The sequence below is a fragment of the Xenorhabdus bharatensis genome, assembly GCF_037996705.1.
GTDB classification, from domain to species: Bacteria; Pseudomonadota; Gammaproteobacteria; order Enterobacterales; family Enterobacteriaceae; genus Xenorhabdus; species Xenorhabdus bharatensis.
This window is the reverse complement of record NZ_JBBMXG010000009.1, coordinates 186367-199653: the sequence shown is the minus strand read 5'-3', so window position 1 is coordinate 199653 and position 13287 is coordinate 186367. Positions and strand designations below refer to the sequence as shown.

At 42.1% G+C, this 13287-nt stretch carries 10 protein-coding genes; 7 read left to right on the top strand and 3 right to left on the bottom strand.

Features of this window, described 5'->3' with window-relative positions; all coding sequences use genetic code 11:
* Positions 1-329: 329 nt before the first annotated feature.
* The 7 genes from AAC855_RS10825 (at position 330) to AAC855_RS10795 (ending at position 8932) form a co-directional block, all read left to right on the top strand.
* The gene (locus AAC855_RS10825; RefSeq protein WP_340609574.1) at positions 330-1670 is read left to right on the top strand and encodes a phage tail fiber protein; all 1341 of its coding nucleotides are present in this window, start codon (positions 330-332) and stop codon (positions 1668-1670) included.
* A gap of 541 nt (positions 1671-2211) precedes the next feature.
* Positions 2212-2469 (top strand): helix-turn-helix domain-containing protein, encoded by a 258-nt coding sequence (locus AAC855_RS10820; protein ID WP_099110566.1) that lies wholly within the window; start codon positions 2212-2214, stop codon positions 2467-2469.
* 390 nt (positions 2470-2859) lie between these two features.
* Complete coding sequence (dnaB, locus tag AAC855_RS10815) at positions 2860-4269, top strand: replicative DNA helicase (protein WP_099110424.1); 1410 nt, start codon at positions 2860-2862, stop codon at positions 4267-4269.
* Positions 4270-4337: 68 nt separating this feature from the next.
* Positions 4338-5417, top strand: coding sequence for an alanine racemase (alr, locus tag AAC855_RS10810; RefSeq protein ID WP_340609573.1), 1080 nt, complete (start codon positions 4338-4340; stop codon positions 5415-5417).
* A gap of 66 nt (positions 5418-5483) precedes the next feature.
* Complete coding sequence (locus AAC855_RS10805; protein ID WP_340609571.1) at positions 5484-6680, top strand: amino acid aminotransferase; 1197 nt, start codon at positions 5484-5486, stop codon at positions 6678-6680.
* A gap of 420 nt (positions 6681-7100) precedes the next feature.
* Positions 7101-7805, top strand: coding sequence for an RNA ligase family protein (locus tag AAC855_RS10800; RefSeq protein ID WP_340609569.1), 705 nt, complete (start codon positions 7101-7103; stop codon positions 7803-7805).
* A complete protein-coding gene (locus AAC855_RS10795; RefSeq protein WP_340609567.1) occupies positions 7805-8932 on the top strand; it encodes an AAA family ATPase in 1128 nt (375 codons plus the stop codon). The genes AAC855_RS10800 and AAC855_RS10795 overlap by 1 nt, the downstream gene beginning before the upstream one ends.
* An 88-nt stretch (positions 8933-9020) precedes the next feature.
* On the opposite strand, the gene AAC855_RS10790 is transcribed toward AAC855_RS10795, so the two are convergent.
* From AAC855_RS10790 to uvrA, 3 genes are all read right to left on the bottom strand, one after another.
* Complete coding sequence (locus AAC855_RS10790; protein ID WP_340609566.1) at positions 9021-9587, bottom strand: disulfide bond formation protein B; 567 nt, start codon at positions 9585-9587, stop codon at positions 9021-9023.
* Positions 9588-9599: 12 nt separating this feature from the next.
* On the bottom strand, positions 9600-9758 hold the full coding sequence (locus AAC855_RS10785) for a DUF5993 family protein (RefSeq protein ID WP_169926676.1): 159 nt from the start codon (positions 9756-9758) through the stop codon (positions 9600-9602).
* A gap of 247 nt (positions 9759-10005) precedes the next feature.
* Positions 10006-12837, bottom strand: coding sequence for an excinuclease ABC subunit UvrA (uvrA, locus tag AAC855_RS10780; RefSeq protein WP_340609565.1), 2832 nt, complete (start codon positions 12835-12837; stop codon positions 10006-10008).
* Positions 12838-13287: the final 450 nt, after the last annotated feature.

The following is a 13287-nucleotide window of genomic DNA, read 5'->3' as shown; positions in this document are numbered from 1 at the left end:
CCAAATGATCACTTCAGGCTGGATAATTGACGCATCGTTTAGCCGATGCGTATCCGGACTTTCAGTCCGTTAATCACTAACCCACCGACTTTAGTCGGTGGTTGTTGAGTTCACTCAATTTTGTCAGTCACTGGATAAATTTTATTAATTTACCATCTGTTATTTTATGTCATCCTGCCATTAAAACATGCAACTCATCCACTGAATTAAATCAATCTGTACTCTCCAATATTGATGAACCAATTTATTGATGTTCACCGGCGGAGAAGTATCTCACCGCCTTCATGTTATTTAGCAATCTGTATTGTTGATTAAATGAGGGAATAAATATGCAAGATAAAAAGCCTGATGCACCTGTCTCAGAAGATAGTAATCTTGTGATTGTTACAACACCAGAATATGTCAAAGATTCAATCAAAGAAGCCATTGCAGAACACGCGGCAAGCCGTAATCACCCATATGCAACTCAAGCAGAACCGGGATTTGTTACATTAAGTAATGCAGTAGACAATGACAGTGAGATAACCGTTGCAACCTCTAAAGCTGTAAAAAAAGCATATGATCTAGCCAATACAGCTAACCTAAATGCTCTCAATAATAATTCTGATCTCTATTTGGAGAAGAAACAGAATGGAGCCGATATTCCGAATAAAGAGGCGTTTGTGGAAAATATTGGACTAACAGCCACAGTCAACTTAGCAAAAAACGCTTTACAAAGAGGTGAATTTGGATTTGGAGGGGAGGGGGAGCGTATTGGAATATCGGACTATACTCAGATGTTGAGTTGGCTCAGAAATAAAGGCCCATCTAAAATATATCGAAATGATGGTATAAATTCTTTTACACATCAATATGGTGTTTCTTTCAAATCGTTTTCTAATGATACATGGGCAAATTTATCAGTGGCATATAATGGTGATGGTGTCAAATTTGCAGGTGGGAACGATAGTCAAGAATATATTTATGATTGTTTAGTTTCACGAAAAGCGATTGTTAATTCTTCTGAAGGGGGGAATAACAATATACCTGATAATGATTATAATAATATTCCTATTAATCAAACTTTCTTTGGGTACTCTGGTGGGAATAATTCTGCAAATATCACTGGTTCAGGTATTCACATTTCAGGTATGGGAAGATACAGTTTCCAACTAATGACGGAATATTGGAGAACAGGAGCCATAGCTTATCGTTCTTTCAATGCAGATATGCCTAATCAATGGAATAAATGGGAATATATTAGGACAACATCTAATACTATGATAGATAGTAATGGTTTCCTTCAGCATTCTTCACCAATCGTCAATATTTGGAGTAATGGTAAATTCGAGACAAACACTGAATCAGAAGGTGCAACTGTTGAACATATATCGAAAGGAACTTATCTTATTAACGGTGTTTTAAATATTGAGACTGATGCTGAATGGGGAGGGTTAAGTAATGGAATTGAAATACCGCTGTGTAGAAATAAATTACCTTTAATTTGGGTAGACTATGAGATACTTTCCGATAGTTCAATTAAAATAATGACCTATCACCGCGAACATTCAGACGCACCTACTTTCGCCAGAAATATTCGGGAAGGTTATTCTGACGGTGATTTAATTGATATTCCCGATGGCAGATTTGTTTCTGTTCGGGTACAAATGCCTGCTGCTAAAAGTGAATAATTACAGGCTTAATTTTTCTTTTCTGTGGATTGTTGCCGATGATTCCAAATTGGATCTTCCGGCATTTGGACACGGACGTCACACAATTAAGCGTAGAAAATACCAGTTAGCTATCTCTCAAATCTTCTAATGGATTCCGTCACAATTTATTTTCACAAGGTTAGAGCATTTAGTGTATTGGCCTATATATTGTGTCTCTGATGAGTTTTGGCCTTTACCTTGAATGAGCAACCGCGACTAAAAGTATTTCATTATATATAACGCAAAAAGGTAAGTTGCTTTTACTGGTTCGCTTATTGAACCAGATAAACCAATCAGTTAAAGTACCCCCGCCATTGGCACAATCTAATGGTCAGGGTTTCGCAGCCTTGTAAACATACCCCACTGGTAGGAAATTTCTACCAGTGTGTCTGCTATCGCCTATTCAATGGCGGTTCTGATAGGGGAGGTTTCGGCCTCGCCGGATGGGTATGTTCCGGTACTGCGAACCCTGTTTGAATCGCCACCATCAATTTCTCAATTAATGGAAGGGGTAGCAGGAATGAATAATGTTAAAAATGACTGGCATCAAGCCGACATTATTGCTGCATTACGTAAGCGCGGTACAACCTTAGCGGCTGTTTCTCGTGAATCTGGCCTCAGTTCATCTACACTGGCAAATACTCTCAGCAGACCGTGGCCTAAAGGCGAATGGATTATTGCTAACTATCTCGAAATACATCCCTCAGAGATCTGGCCTAGTCGCTATTTTGATTCGTATGGTGAATTGATTGAACGCAAGGTTCGGGATAAATCATAAAAAATAATCAGCTCCATTTAAAAATCATCGGGAAGATAGCCGTAACGGGGTATCTTCTCACTAGCAGTAACATTCGTAATTATTACTTCAATAGCTTGGAACGTTAAATGTACTGACCACGTTTTACTGATCACTCATTCACTCTCATTCTTTCTTTTCTTTTGCCTTGTTTTTATCTTATGCTTTGTTTATAGATTTGTTCAGTGTTCTATGTATAAACAATTATATAAACAAACAAGAAAAAATGCGTTTAAAAATGAGGGTTATTTATTCAATATCAATCAGTTGTGTTTAAATTACGAGTATAGACTATATATAATTACTCAAGGTTGTTTTCATGGCGTATACTGATGCGCTATTTCGTTCTTGTTTAGTGGATTGATGTACTACATGGCTGGAAGAAAACCAACTAACAACAGTATGGCTGAACCAAAAGATCGCCAAGTGGAAGGGCTGAAACTTCCACCACACTCTTTGGAAGCAGAGCAATCCGTGTTGGGCGGTTTGATGCTGGATAATGAACGTTGGGATAACGTATCCGAGCGTGTCACCAGCAATGATTTTTTCAGCCGCCCACATCGGCGTATTTTTTCTGAAATGCAGCGTTTGCTTGAAACAGGTAAACCTATCGATTTGATTACATTATCAGAATCCCTAGAGCTGAATGGGGAGCTGGATAATGTCGGTGGTTTTGGCTATCTAGCCGAATTGTCAAAAAATACGCCAAGTGCCGCAAATATCAATGCTTATGCAGATATTGTCCGTGAACGTGCTGTCGTTCGCGATATGATTGCGGTTGCTAATGAAATCGCCGATGCAGGATATGATCCACAAGGGCGAACCAGTGAAGAATTGTTGGATCTGGCTGAATCTCGTGTATTTCAGATCGCAGAAACTCGGGCAAATAAAGATGAAGGCCCGAAAGGCATTGAACAAATCCTTGAAGAAACCGTTGAGCGCATTGAGCAGCTTTATCAGCGCCCACATGATGGCGTAACCGGGGTTTCCACGGGCTATCAGGATCTGGATAAGAAAACAGCCGGTCTGCAAAAATCAGACCTGATTATTGTTGCTGCCCGTCCTTCAATGGGTAAAACAACCTTTGCGATGAACTTGTGTGAAAACGCAGCGATGATGCAGGATAAACCCGTGCTGATTTTCAGTCTGGAGATGCCCGGTAATCAGATCATGATGCGTATGCTGGCGTCACTTTCCCGCGTAGATCAGACGCGTATTCGAACCGGTCAGCTTGATGATGAGGACTGGGCCCGAATTTCCAGTACCATGGGTATTTTGCTGGAAAAACGGAATATGTATATTGATGATTCATCCGGCCTGACGCCTACTGAAGTACGCTCTCGTGCCAGAAGAGTTTTCCGCGAACATGGCGGGCTTAGCATGATCATGATCGACTACCTGCAATTAATGCGGGTGCCTTCTCTTTCTGATAACCGAACGCTGGAAATTGCAGAAATATCCCGCTCCCTCAAAGCGCTGGCGAAAGAATTACAGGTGCCGGTTGTAGCCCTCTCTCAGCTTAACCGTAGTCTGGAGCAGCGCGCTGATAAGCGTCCGGTCAACTCTGACCTGCGTGAGTCAGGCTCTATCGAGCAGGATGCTGACTTAATCATGTTTATCTATCGTGACGAGGTGTATCACGATAACAGCGAACTGAAAGGTGTAGCGGAAATTATTCTTGGTAAGCAGCGTAACGGCCCAATCGGTACGGTAAGGCTGACATTCAATGGTCAATGGTCGCGATTTGATAACTATGCTGGGCCAAGCTATAGCGATGAATAACCCAGTTTAAAAATAAGCCTATTTATTCCAACCAATTGATTGGAAAAAAGTATAAAAAAGGGGAAAAGATGAAAGCGGCAACTGCTGTTATCGACCGCCGCGCTCTGCGACACAATCTGCAACAGGTTCGGGTGAAAGCTCCGGGCAGTAAAATCATTGCAGTTGTGAAAGCAAACGCCTATGGACATGGTTTATTGGAAACTGCGTATACGATGGAAAGCGCAGATTGTTTTGGTGTCGCACGAATAGGGGAAGCTCTGGCTCTGCGCAGTGGTGGGGTTATCAAACCCATTCTGTTACTGGAAGGTTTTTTGGGGGCATCTGACTTACCTATTTTGGTTGTCAATCATATTGAAACCGTAGTGCACAGTATTGAACAGCTGGAAGCACTGGAACAAGCCGATTTACCTCACCCAATTAAAGTATGGATGAAATTGGATACGGGTATGCACCGTCTTGGCGTTCGTATTGATGAAGCAGAAGATTTTTACCAACGTTTGAGTCGTTGCCGTAATATTGAACAGCCTGTGAATATTATTAGCCACTTTAGTCAGGCAGATGAACCTCTGGTGGAGACGACTCATCAGCAGATTGAGCAATTTAAGTTATTTGTTGCAGATAAAGCGGGTGAAAAATCCATTTCAGCATCCGGTGGGATTCTGTTGTGGCCACAGGCTCATCTGGACTGGGTTCGCCCCGGCATTATGATGTATGGCGCATCACCGATGGCGGATAAGACCGCGGGTGATTTCAGCTTAATGCCCGCAATGACACTGAAATCCAGTTTAATTGCTGTACGTAAACACAAAGCAGGTGAAGCGGTAGGTTATGGCGGAACTTGGGTCAGTGAACGTGATACCAATTTAGGCGTTGTAGCAATCGGATATGGAGATGGTTATCCCCGCAGTGCATTATCGGGTACACCGGTATTTATTAATGGGCGTAAAGTTTCCCTTGTCGGGCGGGTATCCATGGATATGATCACGGTAGATTTAGGGCCAGACTGTCAGGATAAAGTGGGTGATGATGTTATCCTCTGGGGTAAAGTCCTGCCAGTGGAGAAAGTCGCTGAATATACAGGGATTAGTGCCTATGAACTCATCACAAAATTAACTTCACGCGTTGCGATGGAATATCTGGACGAATAGTCGGGTTCAGTTATATTGTCTGTTACCGTGTCTTTAATATCATTTAGGTAATAGAGGTATAACATAGTGTTCCAGAATGTTGATGCTTACGCAGGTGATCCTATTCTTTCGTTGTCGGAAGCATTTAAAAAAGATCCTCGCCCAGAAAAGGTTAACCTGAGCATTGGGCTTTATTACGATGAACAGGGTATAACTCCTCAATTGCAGGCTGTTGCAACCGCAGAAGAACAAATAAGTGCTCTGCCACAGTCTGCATCTCTTTATCTTCCAATGGAAGGTTTAATGGCTTACCGGCTGGCAGTTCAGGAATTACTATTCGGTAAAGATCATTCAATGTTGCAGCAAAATCGTATTGCAACGATCCAGACAGTCGGCGGGTCAGGGGCACTGAAAGTCGGTGCTGACTTTTTGCATCGTTATTTCCCTGATTCTGAAGTGTGGTGCAGTGATCCTACATGGGAAAACCATGCTTCAATATTCTCTGGGGCAGGAATAAAAGTAAATTATTACCCTTACTTTGATGATAAAACCAAAGGGGTAAAATTTGATGAGATGTTGGCAACGTTCCGGCAATTACCAGCAAAAAGTATTATCCTGATGCACCCTTGTTGCCATAATCCAACGGGTTCTGATTTGACTAATGACCAGTGGGATCAGGTTATTCAGGTAGCTAAAGAGCAAAAATTAATCCCATTTCTTGATATCGCTTATCAGGGATTTTCGGAAGGCATTGAAGAAGACGTTTATGCAATTAGGGCGATGGCGAGCGCTGAACTACCTTGCTTTGTCAGTAATTCGTTTTCAAAAATATTTTCCTTATATGGCGAGCGCGTTGGCGGCTTATCGGTGATTTGCGACGATGAAGAAACGAAAGAATGTGTTTTGGGGCAGCTAAAAGCCTGCGTACGTCGTATTTATTCCAGCCCACCTAATTTTGGTGGTCAGGTTGTGGCAAGAGTATTAGCTGATCCATTACTGAGGGAACAGTGGCTGCGAGAAGTTGAACAGATGCGTTTACGTATTCGGGAAATGCGCACTGTACTGGTATCTGCATTGAAAGATGCATTACCGGAGAAAAACTTTGACCACTTGCTTAAACAGCGTGGTATGTTCAGTTATACCGGATTTAGTACTGAACAGGTTATTCGCCTGCGAGAAGAGTTTGCTGTTTATCTGATTGAATCCGGCCGGGTTTGTATGGCCGGAGTTAATCATCATAATGTACGGCGTGTTGTTGAAGCATTTGTGGCTGTGAGTCGTTAAGCATTCACTATGCCTAATGGGAGCGAGTTGCACCGCCGCTAACCAGAGGGGCAACTTGGAATCCATTGTGTATAGTCCCTTATTCTGGTATTGAATAAGGGATTTTTGCTGATGTTATAGATATCACTAATTAAAATAATAATAATAGATTTTTATCTTTTATTTTATCATTGTAAATTAATTATTATATTAATTTGTAATCACTTTCTATATAGTAGCGGCATTGTGATATTTTTCACTCAATTCTATTCAATATATCTGCATATTATATTTGGTCTTTTAATTTTAAGATATTCATCTGCCGGGAATAAAGAAAATGTAATGCTAACTCTTGAACTCTTTCAATAAAGATTGAGATAAATATTAATCTGTAAAAGCGTGCTTGCTTTTATTGGGATAATTTAAAAGAGCTAAAGCATTATGGATATGCAATCAAGAAAATATGGTAGAACGTTTCATTATCCGTTTTCTCCGGGTACAACCAGTGATGATCGTATTAATCATGACTGGTGGCAGAATGTACAAAACATCACGCATCTTATTCACACCGAAAAGTTAGATGGCGAAAATAACTGTCTGAATCAGCACGGTGTTTTTGCTCGTTCTCATGCTGCACCAACGCAATCAGCATGGACACAACAAATCCGTCAGCGCTGGCAATTAATGAAGGGCGATCTCGGTAATATCGAGATTTTTGGCGAGAACCTGTATGCGATCCATTCTATTGAATACCGGCATCTCGAAGAGTACTTCTTTGTTTTTGCTGTGCGTATAAAAGATATGTGGCTGAGTTGGGAAGAAGTAAAGTTTTACGCTGATTTATTTGATTTTCCCACTATCCCGGAAATTGTTATTCCTGAAACACGGAATGAACCTGCATTTATTGGCAATATTATTCAAACAGCAAAACAAGAAAGTTATTTCTCTTCATGGGATACAAAAACAAAACAGCCTTGCTCAATGGAAGGGATCGTCAGCCGTAATGCAGGTGAATATTCCGTTACTGATTTTTCACGAAATGTCTTTAAATATGTACGTAAAAATCATGTGAAAACCGATATTCACTGGAAGCGACACTGGCAACGGGCACCTCTCTACTTTGAATATATGAATGGAGAGAGATAATGAACTGGTCATTCAGTGAAAATAAAGCGTGGAATGCTTTATCTGACACATTTTCTTTTATCGCGGATATGAGTGGAGTTCAGCAAGATCCTACTCATCATGCCGAAGGTGATGTTGCCACGCATACACAAATGGTATTGTCTGCACTGGTGCAACTGCCCGAATATCAGGCTTTGGAGAAAGAAGAGCAGGAAATTCTTTGGGCATCGGCTTTATTGCATGATGTGGAAAAGCGAAGTACGACACGGATAGATTTAGATGGGCGAATTATTTCCCCCGGCCATGCCCGTAAAGGTGAATTAACGGTCAGGCAGGTTTTGTTTCAGCAAGTAGCGACACCATTTACGATACGTGAACAAGTTGCTGCTTTGGTTCGTTTCCATGGCTTGCCATTATGGCTGATGGAGAAGCCTGAGCCACAAAAAGCCCTGTTGGCAGCGTCACTGCGTGTTGATACCTATTTATTAGCTTTATTGGCAAAAGCGGATGTTTTAGGGCGGGAATGTCATGATGCACAGGAGCTGTTGGAACGTATAGAACTGTTTGAGCTTTATTGTCGTGAACAGAATTGTTGGCGTAATGCACGGCAATTTCCTTCGTCAGAAGCCCGTTTTCATTATTTCTCTACAGAAAGTGAACAGCCGGATTATCAGCCTTACGATAATTATGGTAGTCAGGTCATTCTATTGTGTGGCTTGCCGGGTATGGGAAAGGATCATTTTATCCGGCAATATTATCCAGACAGCGCTGTCATTAGTCTGGATGCCATTCGTCGTCAGCACCAAATAAGCCCGGAAGATAAAAATGCCACTGGTTGGGTTGTGCAACAGGCGAAAAAACAGGCCAGAGAAAAATTACGTGACCAGCAGAGCTTCATCTGGAATGCGACTAACCTAACAGCGCAAATACGTCAGCAGCTTATCAAGTTATTTGTCAGTTACAACGCGCGAGTTAAGATTGTTTATATCGAACAGGGGCATAAACAGTGGCGGCAGCAAAATAACCATCGCCAATATGTCGTGCCGGATAAAGTGATGGACAGAATGCTTTCTAAGCTGGAAGTGCCTACTCCTGAAGAAGCACATGAAGTTTGTTATTTTATCAATGGATTATTAATATCGGGATAAGTTGTTGCTGAGTTCCCTTTGGTAGAATAGGAGAAGGCTAAGTGTATCAGCCTTCTTTTTTCTGTTTTTTTATAACGATAACAAATGGTTACTTCTGTAATAACTGATAAAATGTCGGATTATCATCACATTGCCCGCTACCGCATTCCAGAATGGTAGAAACCAGATTCGCGGCGATTAAAATAGCGAATAACCCCATAGCAAGTTTGCCGAGTATATGCGGAGAAGATTTTACCGGATCATGATTGCCGGCTTTCAAAGGCATAATGATAGCAATAGCGATAATAGTAATAATGGACATCACCGCTGCCCAAGTATAGAAGTGTAACCCCAGGAAAGTGGAACCATACCCTGTATCTCCCGGCAGGATATGCAAAGAAACCTGACGCATGGCAACAAAGCCAGTGACGATACAGCCTATTAAAGAGAAGCTGTAGTGAGCGTTTTTGACACCGAAATAAATATTAAATAGAAAGCCAAAGCCGATCATAATGATGCCTGCGCGTTGTAACAGACATAATGGGCAAGGAAGTTCAAAACGTGCCAGCTGATAATAAAAAGCGACAATTAAGATGACAGAGATACCAAACAAACCAAGAATATTCAAGGTAATGGCTGGGTTGAGGTTGCGAGATGCGGACATAGAATTACTCATTACGGCCTCCGGTTAAAAAGAAAGATTCAGTGCATCAGTAGCATGATATTTAAACCAAAATACCGTGATGATTAATAAGGCAAACCAAAGTGCATAAGTGAGTTTTTTCTTGCCAGCTACGACAGTGATAATAATAACTAGCGCAATCAAAAATGGTAAAAACATATACATATTTAATCTCCATTATAAGTTCATAGAATATGTTATATCATTATGGAATAATTGCACATCTAATATGATTACTCATATCTGTTAAATGCAATGATGAGGTAAATGTAAGAATAGTTCACTGATATAATTAAGTTTATTATTATTCTAAATACATAGATGAAGGTATCTAAGATATTAGAAAATATTAACTTAAAAAAAACCTCCCACAGAGGAGAGGTTTTTATTGATTGTTATCCTGAGTATAACATTAATTTGTATTAAGTATTCCTTTCAGGAAACGTGCAGTATGGGAGTTTTTACACTTCGCGACTTCTTCTGGAGTTCCTGCGACTAATATTTCACCACCACCACTGCCGCCTTCCGGGCCAAGGTCGACAATCCAGTCCGAAGTTTTAATCACATCCAGATTATGTTCGATAACAACAATAGTATTTCCCTGATCCCGCAATTGATGCAGGACAGCCAGTAACTGTTGAATATCGGCAAAATGTAACCCGGTTGTTGGTTCATCAAGAATATAGAGTGTCTGGCCTGTACCCCGTTTGGATAATTCGCGGGCTAATTTAACCCGTTGGGCTTCACCGCCTGACAGGGTTGTGGCAGATTGCCCAAGCCGAATATAGGAGAGACCGACATCTATCAGTGTTTGTAGCTTACGGGCAAGGGCCGGGACTGCATCGAAAAACTCGCGTGCTTCTTCGATAGTCATATTCAGAACTTCATTGATATTCTTGCCCTTGTACTTAATCTCCAGTGTTTCACGGTTATAGCGCTTCCCTTTACACTGATCACAAGGTACATAAATATCAGGCAGGAAATGCATTTCAACTTTAATGACACCATCACCCTGACAGGCCTCACAGCGCCCACCTTTGACATTGAAACTAAAACGCCCCGGCGTATAACCACGAGTACGGGATTCAGGCACACCGGCAAACAATTCTCTTACTGGGGTAAACACCCCGGTATAAGTGGCGGGATTTGAACGGGGGGTTCTGCCGATAGGGCTTTGGTCAATATCAATAACTTTGTCAAAATGTTCCAGACCCTGAATATCCACATAAGGAGCTGGATTGATATTAGTTGCACCGTTTAACTGACGCTGTGCGATTGGGAATAGCGTATCGTTGATCAATGTCGATTTACCTGAACCTGAAACCCCAGTGACACATGTAAACAAGCCAACAGGCAGGTTTAATGTCACTTTTTTCAGATTATTGCCTTTTGCACCAATCAATTTCAGCATTTTGTCAGGGTCAGCGGCGATACGCTGTTCCGGGATGGCAATCTTACGCTCACCACTCAGGAATTTTCCTGTGAGTGAAGCCTTACTTGCCATAATGTTCTCGATAGAGCCTTCAGCAACAACTTCGCCACCATGTACACCTGCTCCCGGCCCGATATCAATAATATGATCGGCGGCACGGATGGCATCTTCATCATGCTCAACGACAATAACGGTATTCCCCAGATTGCGCAGATGCAGCAACGTCTCCAGTAAGCGCTCGTTATCACGCTGGTGGAGACCAATCGAAGGCTCATCCAGCACATACATCACACCAACCAGACCCGCACCAATCTGGCTTGCCAGACGGATACGCTGAGCTTCGCCACCGGAAAGAGTTTCAGCTGAGCGGGAAAGAGTCAGATAATTCAGACCAACATTGACCAAAAATTTCAGGCGATCACCGATCTCTTTCAGTACTTTCTCGGCAATCTTTGCGCGCTGGCCACTTAATTTTATGTTCTGGAAAAACGTCATCGCATGACCGATGCTGAAATCAGAGATCTGTGGCAAGGTCGTATTCTCAATAAAGACAAAACGCGCTTCTTTGCGTAGCCGAGTGCCTTCACACGAAATACAGGAGCGATTACTGATATATTTGGCGAGTTCTTCCCGTACAGCAGAAGATTCGGTCTCTTTATAGCGGCGCTCCATATTGTGCAGAACACCTTCAAACGGGTGTTTGCGGACAGTGATATCGCCACGATCATTGGTATATCTGAACTCGATGGTTTCTTTGCCTGAGCCATATAAAACGGCCTTTTTAATGGAAGCACTTAATTCATCAAACGGCGTTTCTATATCAAATTTGTAATGGTCTGCCAGAGATTTCAACATCTGAAAGTAATAAAAATTACGACGATCCCATCCACGGATTGCGCCGCCGGCGAGGGAAATACCGCCATTCTGCACAACACGTTCAGGATCGAAGAATTGCTGGACACCTAAACCATCACAAGTCGAACAGGCACCGGCAGGGTTGTTGAAAGAAAACAGGCGTGGCTCCAGTTCGCTCATGCTATAGCCACACATTGGGCAGGCGAAATTAGCGGAGAAAATCAGCTCTTCCGCCTTATCATCATCCATATTGGCAACAACAGCCGTACCGCCAGAAAGCTCTAGTGCTGTCTCGAAAGACTCCGCCAGACGTTGAGCCAGATCAGGGCGTACTTTGAAACGGTCTATGACAACTTCAATCGTGTGTTTTTTCTGTAATTCCAGTTTGGGAGGATCGGAAAGGTCACACACTTCACCATCAATACGGGCACGGATATAACCTTGTGCGGCAAGATTATCCAACAGTTTGGTATGTTCCCCTTTACGTTCTTTAACCACAGGAGCGAGTAACATCAGGCGTTGCCCTTCCGGTAGCGTCAGCACATTATCTACCATCTGGCTGATTGTTTGTGCAGCCAGTGGAATATCATGTTCAGGGCAGCGAGGCTCACCGACACGAGCAAACAGCAGGCGAAGATAATCGTGAATTTCAGTAATTGTGCCGACAGTTGAACGCGGGTTATGAGAAGTTGATTTCTGTTCAATGGAAATGGCAGGAGACAGGCCTTCAATGTGGTCGACATCCGGTTTTTCCATCAGTGATAAAAACTGGCGGGCATATGCAGAGAGAGACTCTACATAGCGACGCTGGCCTTCTGCGTACAGTGTATCGAAAGCCAGAGAAGACTTACCGGAGCCAGATAACCCCGTGATGACTATCAGCTTGTCACGGGGAATTACCAGATTGATATTCTTGAGATTATGGGTGCGGGCGCCCCGAACTTCGATGTTATCCATTTACCATTACCCAGATTATATTGATCGTGCTCAACTAATAAACGCGGTATTATTGCACAAACCTTGCTGAATGGATATACAGTATTTAACAGGATTTATGCGTAACCATTAAAGTGTATATCAAGCAATTTCGATTGCTGCATAGACCTTTTAAAAGTGAGCAAGGCAATGGCTTAAAAAAATTCTCTAGGGTATATATCCCATGAATTTCAGGCTGATAAACGATAGCAAGAGAAGCAAAATGGGTACTGAATGTGGCTGGAGTAAGTGAGCGTAACCAATCTAATTCAAGAAGTTGCTTGAAAGATAAGGGGAATAAAGTACGATGCGCTTCGCAAAGAATTAAGATAAGCGGTTTTTATTTAAAGTTAAGCCTCGCATGATAAACTACGTTGCTTATAATTACAGAAGTCCGTTTTTAGCAAAAAATCATTTCATCAGGAGTATTCC

Bases quoted from the DNA above. Each gene is read 5' to 3' on its own strand.
- AAC855_RS10825 (WP_340609574.1), top strand. From the start codon at position 330: ATGCAAGATAAAAAGCCTGATGCACCTGTCTCAGAAGATAGTAATCTT.
- AAC855_RS10820 (WP_099110566.1), top strand. From the start codon at position 2,212: ATGAATAATGTTAAAAATGACTGGCATCAAGCCGACATTATTGCTGCA.
- dnaB (WP_099110424.1), top strand. From the start codon at position 2,860: ATGGCTGGAAGAAAACCAACTAACAACAGTATGGCTGAACCAAAAGAT.
- alr (WP_340609573.1), top strand. From the start codon at position 4,338: ATGAAAGCGGCAACTGCTGTTATCGACCGCCGCGCTCTGCGACACAAT.
- AAC855_RS10800 (WP_340609569.1), top strand. From the start codon at position 7,101: ATGGATATGCAATCAAGAAAATATGGTAGAACGTTTCATTATCCGTTT.
- AAC855_RS10795 (WP_340609567.1), top strand. From the start codon at position 7,805: ATGAACTGGTCATTCAGTGAAAATAAAGCGTGGAATGCTTTATCTGAC.
- AAC855_RS10790 (WP_340609566.1), bottom strand. From the start codon at position 9,587: ATGAGTAATTCTATGTCCGCATCTCGCAACCTCAACCCAGCCATTACC.
- AAC855_RS10785 (WP_169926676.1), bottom strand. From the start codon at position 9,758: ATGTATATGTTTTTACCATTTTTGATTGCGCTAGTTATTATTATCACT.
- uvrA (WP_340609565.1), bottom strand. From the start codon at position 12,837: ATGGATAACATCGAAGTTCGGGGCGCCCGCACCCATAATCTCAAGAAT.